The following is a 15,797-nucleotide window of genomic DNA, read 5'->3' as shown; positions in this document are numbered from 1 at the left end:
GCTGCCATCAACAGATACACTGGAGCACTCCGAAAGGAGAGGATATCTAGGAGCTGGGTGAGGTGAAAGTCTCACGCCCAGTTCTGAAGGAGAGGTGCCCTGGGTAATACCAGGCATCGACTCTAACCACCACTGATGAAATGGGCAATCCCATCCACTCCTTTGATAGTAGAATAGTATTTGGTAATCCTCTCGAACCAGGAGTGTATTCTGCCATTATCACGGTTCAAGTTAATTGCCCTGAGCGTTCGATACGTACATTGCGTTTTGAACAATACGATTCCCAGGGTAGTATAATCAGCCGAGAAGAATCGGAGAATGATTGGTACACAATACCCATGCCCGATACTCCAACGGTTCATGTCATGAATGGTTTTCACACCTTAGCTTGTAAGTCTAATACTAATGTTGTTAACCGTTGACTGTTAACTGTTGACTATTAACTTTTAACTGTTGACTGTTTACTGTTGAGTCGGAACTCTGCACTTTCCGACTCAGGACTCAATTGATATCACTCATCAGAAGATTAACTAATTCTTGGGTGATAGGGAAACCAGTTTGTTGCTCAAAGTGTAAAAACATCGGACTGGGGTTAGCTTCAAGAAACACGTATTCACCATTGGGCTTTAAACGCCAAATCGCCGTCCACTGGAGCCAAAACGCTCTAGTGATAGCTTTGCACTGCTCTTGCACGGTCTTTGGCAGCCTGACCGGAATCAATTGAGCATCGACATCTTCTCGGAAGTCGAGAGACTTGGAGCAAATTTCTGCCGAGTACATCGAATCCCCAATTACATAGGTGCGAATATTTGTGCCAAGGATATACTCCTGTATAGTAACAGGAGAAAGCCGCAGGGCTAAGTTGAGTCGTTCAGGTTGTAGATGTTGTTGTGTTCAAAACTGGACATGAGCACCACCATAGACTGGCTTAAAAATCACTTGGTCACAAGACTTCCTAAATTTAATTATAGCCTCTGGATCATTACTAATTAGAGTATGGATAATCGTTACACCCATTTGTTCAGCTTTGCTCAATTGTAGAGGTTTTTCCTTATCAAATTCATAAGCTTGCCATGATTTAACCCAGTGAATTGAGTTTCCTTGCATCAACGTTATTAGGGTACTCATAGCATCATTAAAAGCAACTCTCTGCTGTAATGGATTTTTGATTGGGGGAATTTGAACTCCAGAAAAATTACGCCAAAAGATGCTACGAATATCTCTTAGACGTAATTGATAGCCATCGGATAGGGTGAGAAGTCCATCTTTAGTGTGTGGCTGCCAAGATAGTCGTAATTTAGTAGGAAACAGAGAAGTGTCGAGATAGTTTGTCTTGCCTCCAGCCTTAGTCAGAGCATGGTTGATATGCGCAGCGTGAGTATCTTCAGGATTGCCCAAAATAAAAAAAAATATTCATCTATTGCCAAACAAAACGAACTAGTAGTTCTACTGTTCTGCTGATCATCCAAGTTATTTTTTGTTTCGGTTTACTAGATAATAGTGTGGCTAATCAATTCAAGATCATACTTGGTTTTGGTTTGGCAAAAAAATTGAATTTTAAAACACCTTATAAGCAAATTTAATTTGGGTATCATATCAGCTATATTTACCTGATAACAGGTAATTTTTATAATAGTTAAATGCATCCTGATATTACTCCGAAAATATAATGCACCCTGTTTAAAAATTGCCTAAATGCTTAAAAACGCTGCTAATGGGTCAGGGAGTTGTTAGTAGATTTATTACCCCTTGAGGCTGGGGGGGGCGACAAGCGCCCCCCCAGGGAGTAGGGATATTTAAACTGTCGTGTTGAGCAGGTGGACTGGCAAGTTGAGTATTCATGACTGCTTTTAATTGCTGAAAGCGCTAGTTCAAGCATGATAGTCAGAGAAATAATCTCTGTATGTAACCATGGCAAATTAACCTGGCTTTAGTAATCCAGATAATTACTGATCCTGTTAAATCTTTTACAGTTCTATGTCCGTTAATTCTCTAGTTTAGCTCTTATCGATAGATACATACTAACTAAGTAGTCGCCCACAAAACTAGGGGAAGAGAAAGGAAACTGACTAAGGTAGACAAAACCACTGTCCGTGCTACTAAGGGAGGATCTCCCCCAAACTCAGTGACCAAAACTACCGTACTAATTGCTACAGGCATGGCACTTTGTAACACCAACACCTGTAAATTTAATCCCTCCAGTCCCAATGCTTGACCAACGGTATGGGCAATTAGCGGAGCTACCAACAAACGCAAGGTAGTGGCGAGCACCTCATACCGTCCTATCACCAAACGGGTGCGGGACAATTGTATCCCCAACACAATTAAATCGATAGGGATTGCTGCCATACCCAACTGGTGAATACCCTGATCTAGCCCTAAAGGCAGTTTTAAGCGCAATAAACGCCAGGTTAATCCTGCCAGCATTGCCCAGAGTAGCGGTAGTTTTAGGGTTAAGCGCACTCCAGAACTAATACTACCCCCTTTAAGTAAGGCGGGACAAATAGCAAACATCAACAAGGCAGCTGTGATCATGTAAACTATAGCGCGTTCTAAACCCGGTGTACCAAAGGCAAAGGAATTGAGAGGAAGCCCCAGGTTTCCAGCATTGGGAAAAATAGCAGCAACCATAAAGCTTTTTTGGACAACTGGTGGTAATTTCAACAGTTTGCCTAATCCCCAACTCAGTAGGTAAAGCAACACAGCGGTAATGATCAACCCAGCGACTAAACCAATGGTGCTTTCGGTAGACAGAGTTGTCCGATACAAGCTGTCTGCTATCAACGCTGGTACGAGAATATAAAGAGATACCTGAGAAAGAGTTTGCTTGTCCAGAGATAACGTGCGACCAGCAATAAATCCAATCAGGATAATTAAACCGACCGAAACAACAGCAGGTAGAAGAACAGTCATTATATAAATACTTTAGATGAACCCCATTAAAGGAAAAGTCTGTTTGTTGACCGTTGACCGTTGACCGTTGACTGTTAACTGTTGACCTTCAAGCAACCTTCGACCCTACACCGAATACGGGGCGAACAACCTTTAAACTTTAAACCTTAGCCAATAGGCCACGCTACGCGAACAACTTTTAAAGTTTAAACCTTTAACTTTAAACTTTAAACATTCAACATTCAACCTTTAACTTTAAACCTTAAACCTTAAACCTATTTTTGCTAAACTGCTTCAGTCGCCGCCGCAGTTGTTTAATATTAGGTCTGTGACCTCCATAACGCCAACGGATATAAGCATGCGCTATCTGCTCAATTACCTCAGCGGATGCTTTAGGCTGGTCTTGACTTATACAGCTAGCGTACTCAAGTGGAGTTTGAGTCGGATGTTTGAGATATCCTTTGGTTGCTAAAATCCTGATCATTTGCTGGTAAATCTGTTCCATTGGTGGCAATGTTGCCAACCAGAAACGATAGCGCCAGTTTTTCCACTGATGCCAACTTAGCCAGCTCAGAAAACCAAATGCGATCGCTAAAATCAAGCCGCTCAACATACCTAACCAACCACTAGATACCATCTTCCACAATCCAACAAATATTCGGATAATGGTACCAATGGTGAAATGCCATAGGTTGCTCAGTAAACCAGTGATTGGTGAGGGGAGCCAACCTGCTACCCACTGCCAAAACTGGCGCAAGACACTAAAGGTTTGATATTGCTCAACGGAGGGGGGCAGCAATTCATGACCTGGGATGGGGTCAAAGGCAAACCAACCGTATTTAGGGAAATAAACCTCAGTCATGGCATAGGCATCGGTATTGCGGACGATGTAAAACCCGGTAAAGGGGTTAAATTCGCCAGTGCCAAATCCAGCCACTAATCGGGCTGGGATGCCTATGGAACGGAGCATAATCGTGAGGGTGGTGGAGAAGTGGTCAGGATAACCACCTTGATACTTGAAGAGAAAGGCTTCCACCAAATCTTGATTTTCTTCTAAAAAAGGGAATTGTGAGGGGTCTTGGGGGAGGCGATAACGCTGCTTAACCGCCTGGGCTAGATACAAGGCTTTTTCATAGGAAGAGGTTATAGGTTTCTCTGAAGTGGCTAGGAGTTCTTCAGTACGTTGCCTGACCCTCACTGCAATTTGGGGGGGAATATCCAGATAGTAGTTTTGAATCGACTTGGGGTAGTTATCCCCAGCTTGCTGCAACTTAGTGCGATCGCGAAATGGAACTTCTGATATTACGGTATAGGTCAGTCCTTCTAATAAACCTAAAGGCGATCGCAAACTGCCTTCTGGTCCAATACCGATTTCCCGCGACGGAAAGAACAATTCCTTCGGATAGGCCAAAGCGGGAATCAGATTCGGCAGTTCTGATACAGCTGTGTAGGTTTGAATTACCTTTTTGGTTTGACCTGTGATCAAGGCAGGTAAGAGTTGGAAGCGATAGGACCAGCTTGGTCGAGTTATTTTCTGGACTTGATTATCCCGAGAAATTTCCCAACCCTGACCCGTGTAGTGGTCAAACGCTAGCACTCGCCAAAATCCCGGTGCTTGAGAACGCACCCGCATCACTACCTTAGGTTTCAGTTCTCCCCGCAGATTCTGGTTAATCTTGCTATTAAAGCCATAGTAAAATGTCTGATCCAACTCACCAGCACCCGTAGCGTTTTGAGAGCCACCACTACCATTTTCCCCTTGCTGTTTCCCTTCGCTCACATAGCCAGGGTTAACAATTAACCTATTTTGTGAATCAAATCTCCGGTTTGCCATTTCCCCAGGAGCACTGACGGGATACATCTGGATTTGATAGCCAGGGAAACGAGGCATCAGAGCAAAAATGGTTAACCCTAGCGCTATAATTACACCAATAAATAAAATGAGACGCTTTAGGGGTATGGGTGAGTAGTTGGGAGTAAAACCGTATAATTTTTTACTTTTTTTAGCCGTAGATATACCCAAGCGTGACTGGTAATCCAGGACAAGAACCGGTAATGCGATCGCTAAAAATACTAACAACAGAGGGGCAAACGCCAGAGTCTGACTCACAGTACCAGCGACCCCCAACAGGATTAGCCCAATTACCATCGAATAGCCCAAATCCTTGCGGCGGGGCAAGTCAAAGCTATGGAGAATCTGCAGCTGAACTAACAACTGAGCTAGAGCCAAGCGGGTATCATTGAGCTGACTGAACACATTGCCCAAAAAGGCTCCCAATGCCAGCAACATCCCCAATGCCAGCAAGAATTTCAGAGCAATGTTACGTTGGCGACGACGATACCAACTCCAGGTTGCTCCCACAATACTTAAGGGTACTGCCCAAAGACTCCAGAAGGTAGATGCGGCCACATCAACAGCCACAATTCCTACTACTACCAGTGCCTGCACCAACACCCTTAACGAAATCGACTCCTCTGTAGGAGGCAATGGCTTGGCCTCAAGACGCTGCCAAAACTGACTCACCATGGTAGATGCGCTCCGAGGTTATATGTCAAGCTTGGAATGTTAAAGGTTGGAATGTTGAAGGTTGGAATGTTGAAGGTTGGAATGTTGAAGGTTGGACTGTTGAAGGTTGGACTGTTGAAGGTTGGAATGTTGAAGGTTGGAATGTTGTTCGCGTAGCGTGGCCTTTTGGCCAAGGTTATAACCTGCAACCTGTTAACCTGCAACCTGTTAACCTGCAACCTGTTAACCTGCAACCTGTTAACCTGTTAACCTGCAACCTACTAACCTGTTAACCTGCAACCTGTTAACCTGCAAGTATTCTGACTAATTTGTCGGGCAGATTGCAAAGGTCAAAGGTTTCTGTTCTCCATGATCGAAGCGAATCTCGATAGAACAAATCTGATTGGGTTGTAAATCATAGGATTCTACACTCAGGTAACCTGGATAGGTACGTTCTGCTTTTGCCGAGGCTTGAGGTGTACCTAGAGTCAAGCTACCACCTCTAGGCAAACGAGTGCTGACCCGTAGCTGAGACACACCATCTTCTTGATGATATTCTGCTCGCAGAGTTACTAAACCAGCACTAGTCTCCCACTGGCGCTCCACAGGAGTTTGATTTGGTGAAACTGGAATGGTGAGGGTGGTAAGAATTTCCTTAGCTGCTAACAGAGCCAAGACCATCTTTTGCTCATTGTTAGCTTCTTCGTAAGGTAGGGATTGCAGTTGTTCTTCTGGAGAACGGGTAGGTGTCATCAAGATCCTGCCACTCCAGGAGTTAAGGGCATAGAATTCGTCAGGAAACAGCTTTTGAACTGCCCTAACCAGTTTAGCTCCTAGCTGATACTGGGAAGACACTGCCTCAGAGCAGGCTTCTAGCAATTGAGATAAAACGTTTTCTGGTATGGCAGTTGGTAAGGCCAAGTTAGACAACTGTGGCATCCAAAACCTAACTCCGGAAACCCAAGACTCCGCTATTGCGTCAACAATATCAGTTTCATAGTCTGAAATTTCTGTCTCCCAAGGAAACAGAGGTGGGTTAAGTTCAATTTGAGCTTGTAGTTTGCGCTTCAATAGCGTCTGGAAACGATTTTGCACGGTTGACATCTCTCCCAAGTTGTAGCGGCGGATTTCACCGCCTAGTGTAAGGTCATCATGGGTGTTCGATTCTAGTGAATTCACCCACATGCGGTCTAAAGCCGCTTCGCCATTGTGATTAGGGACAATGTTCAAGTTTTCCAAGTCCAGTGATTCTGATAAATCCAGGGGATATACATCAAAGTCAAAATCCGCTGCTGTTGTCTCACCCAGAGGTACAGTATCGTTTACTTGACCGTTTGATGGTATTGAAGCAGCGGGACGGGACTCTTTTAGCCAAGCCATTAAGCGGCTATAGAAAGCGTCCATATTGTTATCTATGTCACTATTCATCTTTAGATCTACCGGATCCGGATACTGAACTATTACGAATATCCCAGGCAATTTCGAGCAACTTAAACCATCGCTTCTGTGCCTGGTTTAGTGTACAACCCAAGGTCTTAGAAATTTGTTCATTGGAGTAACCTTGTTGTTTGAGTTTAAGTAATTCTGACTGTTGGGAGCTCAGTTTTTGTTGAAATCGTTGCCATTCTTTTGGTGTTAGCCCCAGATTTCGATCCAAATCTGCTCCCAGCCACTGATGTACCAATTCCCAGCGGTGAGACAGAGCAAACCGAATCAGATGATACTTAAACCGTTGTTGTAAATAGTCCCGCTGTCTGGGATTGATGCCTAAAATCTCCTCAATTTCCCTGGTTGGCAGGTCTTTCAGCCGCAGAGTAAAGTAATCCGCACAATCCTGTTGCTGGCGTTCTTTGAGATAGGCGAATAATTCTTTGATTACAGTTTCCCGCAGGCTGGAGTCTAGGGGTTCAGAGTCTGATAATACCATTGCCTCCCGCACCTGCTGGATCGCCGCATCATTCCAAGTCGCATCTGACTCCTGTGCTGCTCCTTCCGCTGCTGTATCCATATCCACAGAGGTTTCTGGAGGTTGCTGTTGGGAAAAGGTTTGAGCACGTAGAATGACCAACTGTTGGGAACGGCGACCGGGTAAAGGAATACGTCGTTTACCATAGCGCTCTGTAAACGCCATATATTCTGATAGTTCCAGGAGACTGCGGGGACGATAGGTTTCCTCCAGGGAGGTTTCCCGCCGAAAGGCATTTAAGGCTTCGGCATAGAATCCCTGTAAGAAATCTTCAATCATATTCAGCCGCGCCTGGTAACTGGTCGGCGTTTGATGGGGTGTAATGTAGCGGTAGATAATCGCACTAAGAGTACTCTGTAGTTCTACCCTTCCTTGGAGCGACCCCAGTTTGTAGTAATGACAAACTTGCTTGAGACGATGGTTAGCGAGGTTTTGAGCCCAGCTGTCCACATCCCCAGAGGTTTGAATCCGATTACTTTCATTGCAAATACGATTAACTTCATCAGCGATACGTCTTGCTACGTCCTGGCAGTTTTGCTTAGAAGCACGAGTGGACTGCCGGAGTTCGTTATACAGCAGTTCAAATAGTCCTTCCACGCCCAGGCAGACTTCCCTCATCATGATTTTCATTCAATAACGACCCTAACATACAGGTACTCTCGACAAATTTGATTTAGGTTTAGACTATGTGCAGCCAAATTCCTCACCCTATAGCTCCTATGGAATTAGACGAACAAATTAACAATTTGATTGATAATGCTCCACAAGATGGAACGACGCCTCAAGCGATTGAAGCGATCGCTCCAGTACTCAAACTTCTGGCGGAACAACTAAACCATCTGGAATATTACATTCTCCAAAATCTTGACCAAGGTTGGGTGTTGACGACACTGAGTAATCGTGCTAACCCTGATCTGGAGAAAAATGTTATTTATGCTTTTCCGACTGTTCAAGATGCTGCCAATTTTCATTCTGATTGGGATCCTCAACTTATGGCGTGCGGGGTGCCAGTCACTCACATTTTGTTTCAGATGTTGGCAATCGACACCGTCACTAGTACTGTTTTCTTTGATACACCTGGTAATTTAGCGGTTGGTTCAGAGGTCTCTCGAGAGGACCTACGAAATTTAATACAAGGTCAACTACAGCAAATCCGGTCAGCACCCAAGTCAGATTCTAACAATCAACCCCCTGATATTGCTTAACTATGGCTTCACCAGAGCAAGGGATGAGCGGATGAGGAGATGAGCGGATGAGGGGATGAGTGGATGAGGGGATAACTGACAAAAGACTATTGAATCACAAATTATTACCATCACCCCTGATCACTTCATTACTTATCCGGTCTGATCTAGGGACTTTTCATGTATTCAATATAGTTATTCCCTGCCATCACGACCTCTGACCATCTCCCCATCGGTGAATTTACTATCTGTAAACGCAACTTGATATTAATTTGCCACTTGCTATAATGGTGCGGCTAAAATTGCGGTTAAGCCCCCAATATGCCTCGCAATAAAACTATGGTAGCTTCTAAAACTGGCTTCCCTGATACGGAAAATCACTGGGCAAAGCCATTTATTGAAGGTTTAGCCAATCAGGGAATGATTAGCGGTTTCCCTGATGGCAGATTCCGACCTAATCTACCCATCAATCGATCTCAGTTTGCTGCCATATTAAAAAACGCTTTTTCCCAACCCGAAAAACAACGATCTGCTCCGAAGTTTATTGATGTATCACAGAAACACTGGGCTTTGGAGGCGATTCAATATGCTTACGAAACTGGCTTTATGTCGGGTTATCCTGGTAATCGCTTCCGCCCAGACACTAATCTGGTTCGAGTGGAAGCCTTGGTAGCGATCGCATCTGGCTTGAACCTTCCCTTGAGTGAGATATCGGATGTACAGATAGAGCTACCCCAACTCTATCAAGATGTGGATAAAATTCCTGGTTATGCCCGAGACAGGATAGCCACCGCTACGGATGCTAAAATAATCGTCAATTATCCCAATCCCAAGCGACTGCGACCCACTCAAGTGGCAACTCGTGCTGATGTGGCAGCGTTTATCTATCAAGCTTTGGCGTATTTGGGTCAGGTGCCGGACCTAAACTCAAAATACACGGTTGCTTTCCAAACCACTAGGGAGGTTAGCCATCAGCGAGAGTTTCGGGGAGTTTGGGTTGCCAGTGTCTGGAACATTGACTGGCCGTCTGAAAAGGGTCTAGCAGCTGAAAACCAACAAGAGGAACTGATCGAGATTATTGACCGGATTGAGGAACTTAACCTCAATGCTATGTTTTTACAGGTACGACCTACAGCAGATGCTTTATATGCCTCAGAATTAGAACCTTGGAGTGAATGGCTAACAGGTACCCAAGGGCAACCACCAGAACCATTTTACGACCCGCTGGAGTTTGCGATCGCAGAATGTCACAATCGCAATATTGAACTACACGCCTGGTTTAATCCGTTCCGTGCTGCAACAGGATCACAAGTTTCCACAAAAGTCAAGCCTCACATCAGCGTTACCCATTCAAACTATGTGTATCAATACGGTAAGCAATTGTGGATGGATCCAGGAGTAAAAACAGTTCAAGACTGGACTTATAACGTGATTCTGGATGTAGTGGGTCGTTATGATGTCGATGGGATTCATCTGGATGACTATTTCTATCCTTATCCTATCAAAGATCAAGATTTTCCTGATCAAAAAACTTATGAAGCTTATCAGGAAGCTGGGGGTGAACTGAGTTTGGGGGATTGGCGCAGGGACAATGTGAATAAGATAGTTGAGCGTCTCTACACTGGCATTAAAGCTACTAAGCCAACAGTTAAATTTGGGATTAGTCCTTTTGGAATTTATCGTCCTGGACAACCTCCTCAAATTAAGGGATTAGATCAATATGAAGCTATCTATGCTGACCCTAAAAAATGGTTAGAAGAAGGTTGGGTCGATTATATTGCTCCTCAACTTTACTGGCGGATTGAGCCTCCTGCCCAAAGTTATCCGGTTTTACTGCAATGGTGGACAGAAAATAATCCTAAAAATCGACACATTTATTCTGGGAATAGACTCAGTAAGTTAGATGGAGAAGAGTGGCCGATTTCTGAGTATGAAGAACAAGTTGAAATTAGCCGCGATCTAGTGTCTCAACTCTCCCTAGGAAATATTTTCTATAGCATGAAAGTATTCACAGAAAATCGTTTAGAGGTGGTTGACCAGTTCAAAAGCTCTATATATTCTGAACCTGCTGTTGTTCCTACTATGGAGTGGTTAAAGACTGAGCCACCTAAGACACCAGGTAATGTCAGAGCAAGAGATGGTAAGCTAAGTTGGCAGAAAGTTTGTGATGGAGAAATTTGTTATTGGACCCTTTATCGACAACAAGATGGGGTTTGGAGGTTGTACAAAATCCTGAATTCAGCCACGCTGGAGATAGCGCTAGAGTCGGGAATCTATGCCTTGTCAGCAGTGGATAGGATTGGGAATGAAAGTTTAGGAGTTGTTGTATCGTTGGGTTAAAGGTTGTTCGCCCTTGGCGTTCCCGTAGGGTAGGTTCAATGGTTAAGGCAGATGTTGGCTAAACTCATCTAAAGAATTAGCTGTTAATGCTGTTGCCATCAAGTTGTCCAGTTGTTGGAGATCATTACCTTGGATTTTCCCAGATATCTCTGAAGGAATCGTTCCAAATCGTAGTTGGAGTATTCGCTCCAAGTTAGCACGACGTTCTTGTTGAATGCCTTCTAATATCCCCTGTTGTCTGCCCTCTTTTATGCCCTCTTCTCTGCCCCTTAACTCTCCCACTGCCTCTGCCCCTTCCAGCATACTAATTTCATACCGTTTATCTTCCAGATATTTCTGATAGGCTGCCTTTTCGGTATTCGGTAGACTCTCAATCCTCAGGTTTTCCTTGGCTTGGGCTAATCCCCTGGCTTGGAATTCCTCCTTGATTTCACTATTTTTCAGGAAATATATCCATTCATCCAAACTGTTTCTGATCACATCATCAAACTGTTTCACTCTCAAGATGTAATATTCCGGAAATATCTGGTACACCTGCTCAATTTTGAACAACTCCTTTTGGAGATTTGATGGCTCTAATCTGTCCTGGATATGACGTCCTCGGAAATCTAATTTCGCCTTATAAATGTAATCTTGTCCTTGGCCGAGGGGAAAGTAAACTATATTAATGGAGTAGACCTTTTTGATTTGACTATAAGGCTCTCCTTTATCCAGATATTCGGTAATCAGAGTCGAGACTCCAAATAACATCCGCTGAAAGTAATCATTTTCCGAACTATTTTGCACCTCCACCAGCAATAACTCTCCCGCACTATTGAGAGCTAGAATATCCACCCGGTTTAGTTTATTGTCTTGTGTCTGAGGATTACTTTCACTTTCTAGTATTGATTCAATGGTAATCACTTGTCCGAGTAATTCGCTGATAAAGCCTTCGAGGACAACATAATTAGCTTTATCCCGCAGTTGTTTTTTGATCGCCCAGTCAAAGCGTATGTGTGTTGCTGCCATGATTAGTCTTGCTATCTACAAGCACTATGCCATTTCGACTTAATTTCCTTTAGACTTCTAGTTTAACACCTGGCCATTAATTCGGCAGATTTTTGCTAAACTCATCTAAAGAACTAGCTGTTAATGCCGTTGCCATCAAGTTGTCCAATTGTTGGATATCTAAGCCTTGAATTTTTTCAGATATCTCTGAAGGAATCGTTCCAAATCGTAGTTGAAGTATTCGCTCCAAGCTAGCACGACGTTCTTGTTGAATGCCCTGTTCTATGCCCTGCTCTATGCCCTGTTCTATGCCCTGCTCTATGCCCTGTTCTATGCCCTGTTCTATGCCCTGTTCTATGCCCTGTTTTATGCCCTGTTCTATGCCCTGCTCTATGCCCTCTTTTCTGCCCTCTTCTCTGCCCTCTTTTCTGCCCTCTTCTCTGCCCTCTTTTCTGCCCTCTTCTCTGCCCCTTAATTCTCCCACTGCCTCTGCCCCTTCCAGCATACTAATTTCATACCGTTTATCTTCCAGATATTTCTGATAGGCTGCCTTTTCTGTATTCGGTAGACTCTCAATCCTCAGGTTTTCCTTGGCTTGGGCTAATCCCCTGGCTTGGAATTCCTCCTTGATTTCACTATTTTTCAGGAAATATATCCATTCATCCAAACTGTTTCTAGTCACATCATTAAACTGTTTCACTCTCAAGATGTAATATTCCGGAAATATTTGGTACACCTGCTCAATTTTGAACAACTCCTTCTGGAGATTTGATGGCTCTAATCTGTCCTGGATATGACGTCCGATGAAATTTAAGTTACCCTGATATATGTAATCTTCTCCTTGGCCGAGGGGAAAGTAAACTATATTAATGGAGTAGACCTTTTTGACTTGACTATAAGGCTCTCCTTTATCCAGATATTCGGTAATCAGAGTCGAAACTCCAAATAACATCCGCTGAAAGTAATCATTTTCCGAACTATTTTGAACCTCCACTAGCAATAACTCCCCGGCACTATTGAGAGCTAGAATATCCACCCGGTTTAGTTTATTGTCTTGTGTCTGAGGATTACTTTCACTTTCTAGTATTGATTCAATGGTAATCACTTGTCCGAGTAATTCGCTGATAAAGCCTTCGAGGACAACATAATTAGCTTTATCCCGCAGTTGTTTTTTGATCGCCCAGTCAAAGCGTATGTGTGTTGCTGCCATGATTAGTCTTGCTATCTACAAGCACTATGCCATTTCGACTTAATTTCATTATACTGGATCAGTGGCTCAGTCCTGAGCAATGGTCTTTAGACAAACCTAGCCAAGAGGTATTAAACTTAGACAATAAGCAAATTTTGTCAATTTCAGTTAGTTACCGTGAGAGAGATTTTAAAGGTTATTCTTCCTCAACTGCGTCAGCACTTCGAGAAAATTTACAACGATATGAGGGGATTCGGGTCTCGTCAACATTGGGACTCTACCCCCCGATTCATAATGCTCGGTACGAGCCGCTTCGCGAACGCAAACTAGAATCGAGTGAAATAATATTCAGGGCTAATCCCTGACGGCTGAGTCTTGTTAAGATGCGATGTTCCGTTCGCGAACGCATTAGACAAATGACCAATGACTACTGATTAATGACTAATCAAGGGCTGATGCCTGACAGCTGAGAGTTGAATGTTTACCTGATCAGAGTTTTTACCTTGCGATATGCTTTGAAAATAACTATAATTAATCTACCATAGCTATATTTAATAATTATTTTGTCCTAATTTAGGTAGGATAGTATACTCTAGGGGAGTAATTTTAATGAACAATCAAATTATTGATCAAGTCTTGTACAACCACCAACTTGATATTGATGACCTGTTACAAGATTTGCATAAATTTGTTAGTCAAATCAATAAACCGGAATTACAGTCAAAAATCAGGACGATACAAAAAAATAGTAATGAACCGTTTTTATTAGTTATTGTTGGAGAAGTCAAAGCCGGGAAAAGTAGCTTTATTAATGCCCTCCTTCAAGAAGAAATTTGTAAAACTGATGTTGAGCCATGTACGGATGTTATTCAACAAATTGTTTATTCAGAGGAGCCTTTTGAAAAGGAGATTAGCCCAACGTTACGAAAAATTGGTTTACCGATTGACATTTTGAAAACTTTATCAATTGTCGATACTCCTGGAACGAATACGATTCTGGACAACCACCAAGAGATTACTGAAAACTATATTCCTAACAGTGATTTAGTGTTTTTTGTATTTTTCGCTAAGAATCCCTATCATAAAACAGCTTGGGAACTCCTGGATTATGTTAGTGAGCAATGGCGTAAAAAAGTAGTCTTTATACTTCAACAGTCTGATTTAACTAAACCAGAAGAATTAAGCCGAAATACTCAGAGAGTTAAAGACTATGCTAGTCAACGACATATTGAGTCTCCTATAGTTTTTGCGACATCAGCGGAATTAGAAAACAATGGGAATGAAGAGGGGAGTGGGTTTAGGGAAGTGAGAGGATTTATTAATGATATGGTTACCGGTGGGGAGACTTATAAAATTAAACTGAAATCAATTAGCGATCGCACTCAAAACGTGATTGATGAATTAGAGCATGAATTAAAATCTATCCAACGGCAACTAGAGCTGGATAAATCATCAGTAGAACGAATCAAAACTAAACTAGCTGTCGGTGAAAAAAAGTCTCAAGATGAGATTAGTAAACTGGTGGATAAGTTAGCCGCCAACTATGATCTAGTTGCTGAGCAAATAAAATCCGATTTTAGCGCTGGTTTCACCTTTCCTAAACTAATCAATAAGTCCGTTGTTGGTACCGTTAATAAAAATGCCTCGATCCAAGCCTGGATCGATCAGATCAAGGCCAAGTATGAACCAGAGCTACAAGTGTCGTTAGAAGAAACCTTAAAAGAGGGGACACACCATTTTTTAGGGGATATTAAAAACCTAATTGATTCGTTAATACAAGATTTAAATACTATCCAGAATTATTCCAGTAATAGCCATCTATCTATCCAAGTTATTGAGCGCCGTCATGAGGTGTTTGAAGACGTTAAGCAAAAAGCATCTAAACTCCTTGAAGATGCTGAGTTTATCAATACTTTAAAATCTAACGCTAGTGGAGTCGCCACCAATGTATTAGGTGGAGCGGCAGTAACAGTAATTGCTGGCCTATTTATGGCGATAACAGAAATAGTAATATTGGATATTATCGGTGCTGCATTTGCCGGAGTTGGGATTTTAGTTTCCGGGGGAGCGCTTTATCTTAAAAAAAGAATGATCATTAGCAAGATTAGCAAAAAATTAGATAGTGATAAAACTAAGTTGATATCAGATATTAAAGAGCAACTTAAATTCAAATATACTCTGATATATGAAGAAATAAAAAGAGTATTTGGAGATTTAGATGATTATGTGGAAAAGGAAGAAGAAGGAATAGAACCAATCCTTAAGGAGTATAGAACAATCCAGAGCAAGGCTAAGGATTTATTAGAGTTAATGGTTAATAGTTAATGGTTATTGGTTATTGGCCTTAACTATTGGGTTATGGCCGATGAATCGGTTCACTATTGCTGGCAGAATGATGATTGTTGAGGCCAAAATCTAGAGAGCTGATGCTGTCAATAGCTTCAAACGGCTATCAAATGTGATAGTATAACCTTGACAGTAGTTTTTGTTTACTGTAAGCCTAACTTGGTCAACTTAGACCAGATGTAGCTATATAATAAGGTATTTTTGACTCTGATTAAGGAGTCCCAGGAGGGATATGAGCAGCACAGATAGCAATAAAGACAAGGAAATCCAATTCACTGCTAAAGGAACTGGATCCTCAGGATACATCGATAGGAAACAGCTGAGCGTAAAGCCATTACCCCAAAATCGTCCTATTGCTACAAATGTTAGTGAAGGGACAGATGAACT

The 15,797-nt window shown here is 42.6% G+C and carries 14 protein-coding genes and 1 pseudogene; 5 read left to right on the top strand and 10 right to left on the bottom strand.

The genetic code is table 11. The features are described from left to right. Positions 1-140: 140 nt before the first annotated feature. Positions 141-422 (top strand): hypothetical protein, encoded by a 282-nt coding sequence (locus tag F6K51_RS31740; RefSeq protein WP_293028227.1) that lies wholly within the window; start codon positions 141-143, stop codon positions 420-422. Between the two features lie 79 nt (positions 423-501). Here F6K51_RS31740 and F6K51_RS31735 read toward each other — a convergent pair whose 3' ends face one another. The 8 genes and pseudogenes from F6K51_RS31735 to hetZ form a co-directional block, all read right to left on the bottom strand. Next, the gene (locus F6K51_RS31735) at positions 502-780 is read right to left on the bottom strand and encodes a hypothetical protein (RefSeq protein WP_293028222.1); all 279 of its coding nucleotides are present in this window, start codon (positions 778-780) and stop codon (positions 502-504) included. Between the two features lie 114 nt (positions 781-894). Further along, positions 895-1,398: a hypothetical protein gene (locus F6K51_RS31730; RefSeq protein ID WP_293028218.1), complete on the bottom strand. Its 504-nt coding sequence runs from the start codon at positions 1,396-1,398 to the stop codon at positions 895-897. Between the two features lie 627 nt (positions 1,399-2,025). After that, positions 2,026-2,913 (bottom strand): AEC family transporter, encoded by an 888-nt coding sequence (locus F6K51_RS31725; RefSeq protein ID WP_293028214.1) that lies wholly within the window; start codon positions 2,911-2,913, stop codon positions 2,026-2,028. 241 nt (positions 2,914-3,154) lie between these two features. Then, positions 3,155-5,419 (bottom strand): DUF4129 domain-containing transglutaminase family protein, encoded by a 2,265-nt coding sequence (locus F6K51_RS31720; RefSeq protein WP_293028208.1) that lies wholly within the window; start codon positions 5,417-5,419, stop codon positions 3,155-3,157. A 39-nt stretch (positions 5,420-5,458) separates the two neighbouring features. Further along, positions 5,459-5,515, bottom strand: a pseudogene (locus F6K51_RS31715) (hypothetical protein); the annotation flags it as partial. Between the two features lie 79 nt (positions 5,516-5,594). Next, the gene (locus F6K51_RS38705; RefSeq protein WP_365940421.1) at positions 5,595-5,675 is read right to left on the bottom strand and encodes a pentapeptide repeat-containing protein; all 81 of its coding nucleotides are present in this window, start codon (positions 5,673-5,675) and stop codon (positions 5,595-5,597) included. Between the two features lie 47 nt (positions 5,676-5,722). Further along, the gene (locus F6K51_RS31710) at positions 5,723-6,826 is read right to left on the bottom strand and encodes a hypothetical protein (RefSeq protein ID WP_293028205.1); all 1,104 of its coding nucleotides are present in this window, start codon (positions 6,824-6,826) and stop codon (positions 5,723-5,725) included. Then, the gene (gene hetZ / locus F6K51_RS31705) at positions 6,819-7,982 is read right to left on the bottom strand and encodes a heterocyst differentiation protein HetZ (RefSeq protein ID WP_293028231.1); all 1,164 of its coding nucleotides are present in this window, start codon (positions 7,980-7,982) and stop codon (positions 6,819-6,821) included. The genes F6K51_RS31710 and hetZ overlap by 8 nt, the downstream gene beginning before the upstream one ends. Positions 7,983-8,083: 101 nt before the next feature. Between hetZ and F6K51_RS31700 the strand changes: the two genes are divergently transcribed. Together F6K51_RS31700 and F6K51_RS31695 are read left to right on the top strand one after the other, a co-directional pair. Continuing rightward, positions 8,084-8,569: a hypothetical protein gene (locus F6K51_RS31700; protein ID WP_293028202.1), complete on the top strand. Its 486-nt coding sequence runs from the start codon at positions 8,084-8,086 to the stop codon at positions 8,567-8,569. A 318-nt stretch (positions 8,570-8,887) separates the two neighbouring features. Beyond that, positions 8,888-10,888: a family 10 glycosylhydrolase gene (locus F6K51_RS31695; protein WP_293028197.1), complete on the top strand. Its 2,001-nt coding sequence runs from the start codon at positions 8,888-8,890 to the stop codon at positions 10,886-10,888. A gap of 42 nt (positions 10,889-10,930) precedes the next feature. Here the strand turns inward: F6K51_RS31695 and F6K51_RS31690 are convergent, their stop codons facing one another. Beyond that, positions 10,931-11,896, bottom strand: a complete 966-nt coding sequence (locus F6K51_RS31690; protein ID WP_293028192.1) for an Rpn family recombination-promoting nuclease/putative transposase — start codon at positions 11,894-11,896, stop codon at positions 10,931-10,933. Positions 11,897-11,972: 76 nt separating this feature from the next. Continuing rightward, positions 11,973-13,085, bottom strand: coding sequence for a PD-(D/E)XK nuclease family transposase (locus F6K51_RS31685; RefSeq protein ID WP_293028188.1), 1,113 nt, complete (start codon positions 13,083-13,085; stop codon positions 11,973-11,975). A 26-nt stretch (positions 13,086-13,111) separates the two neighbouring features. On the opposite strand from F6K51_RS31685, the gene F6K51_RS31680 reads away from it, so the two are divergent. Together F6K51_RS31680 and F6K51_RS31675 are read left to right on the top strand one after the other, a co-directional pair. Continuing rightward, the gene (locus F6K51_RS31680; RefSeq protein WP_293028184.1) at positions 13,112-13,429 is read left to right on the top strand and encodes a hypothetical protein; all 318 of its coding nucleotides are present in this window, start codon (positions 13,112-13,114) and stop codon (positions 13,427-13,429) included. Positions 13,430-13,673: 244 nt separating this feature from the next. Beyond that, positions 13,674-15,389: a dynamin family protein gene (locus F6K51_RS31675; RefSeq protein WP_293028180.1), complete on the top strand. Its 1,716-nt coding sequence runs from the start codon at positions 13,674-13,676 to the stop codon at positions 15,387-15,389. The last annotated feature ends 408 nt before the right edge of the window (positions 15,390-15,797 follow it).

It is taken from the genome of Moorena sp. SIO3I8 (assembly GCF_010692325.1).
In the GTDB taxonomy this organism is placed as follows: domain Bacteria; phylum Cyanobacteriota; class Cyanobacteriia; order Cyanobacteriales; family Coleofasciculaceae; genus Moorena.
The sequence above is the reverse complement of the archived record's forward strand: the minus strand, read 5'-3'. Positions and strand labels throughout refer to the sequence as shown.

What these genes read in the sequence shown, in the direction of transcription:
- F6K51_RS31740 (WP_293028227.1), top strand. Translation starts at nt 141, where the DNA reads ATGGGCAATCCCATCCACTCCTTTGATAGTAGAATAGTATTTGGTAAT.
- F6K51_RS31735 (WP_293028222.1), bottom strand. Translation starts at nt 780, where the DNA reads ATGTACTCGGCAGAAATTTGCTCCAAGTCTCTCGACTTCCGAGAAGAT.
- F6K51_RS31725 (WP_293028214.1), bottom strand. Translation starts at nt 2,913, where the DNA reads ATGACTGTTCTTCTACCTGCTGTTGTTTCGGTCGGTTTAATTATCCTG.
- F6K51_RS31720 (WP_293028208.1), bottom strand. Translation starts at nt 5,419, where the DNA reads ATGGTGAGTCAGTTTTGGCAGCGTCTTGAGGCCAAGCCATTGCCTCCT.
- F6K51_RS31710 (WP_293028205.1), bottom strand. Translation starts at nt 6,826, where the DNA reads ATGAATAGTGACATAGATAACAATATGGACGCTTTCTATAGCCGCTTA.
- hetZ (WP_293028231.1), bottom strand. Translation starts at nt 7,982, where the DNA reads ATGAGGGAAGTCTGCCTGGGCGTGGAAGGACTATTTGAACTGCTGTAT.
- F6K51_RS31700 (WP_293028202.1), top strand. Translation starts at nt 8,084, where the DNA reads ATGGAATTAGACGAACAAATTAACAATTTGATTGATAATGCTCCACAA.
- F6K51_RS31695 (WP_293028197.1), top strand. Translation starts at nt 8,888, where the DNA reads ATGGTAGCTTCTAAAACTGGCTTCCCTGATACGGAAAATCACTGGGCA.
- F6K51_RS31690 (WP_293028192.1), bottom strand. Translation starts at nt 11,896, where the DNA reads ATGGCAGCAACACACATACGCTTTGACTGGGCGATCAAAAAACAACTG.
- F6K51_RS31685 (WP_293028188.1), bottom strand. Translation starts at nt 13,085, where the DNA reads ATGGCAGCAACACACATACGCTTTGACTGGGCGATCAAAAAACAACTG.
- F6K51_RS31680 (WP_293028184.1), top strand. Translation starts at nt 13,112, where the DNA reads ATGCCATTTCGACTTAATTTCATTATACTGGATCAGTGGCTCAGTCCT.
- F6K51_RS31675 (WP_293028180.1), top strand. Translation starts at nt 13,674, where the DNA reads ATGAACAATCAAATTATTGATCAAGTCTTGTACAACCACCAACTTGAT.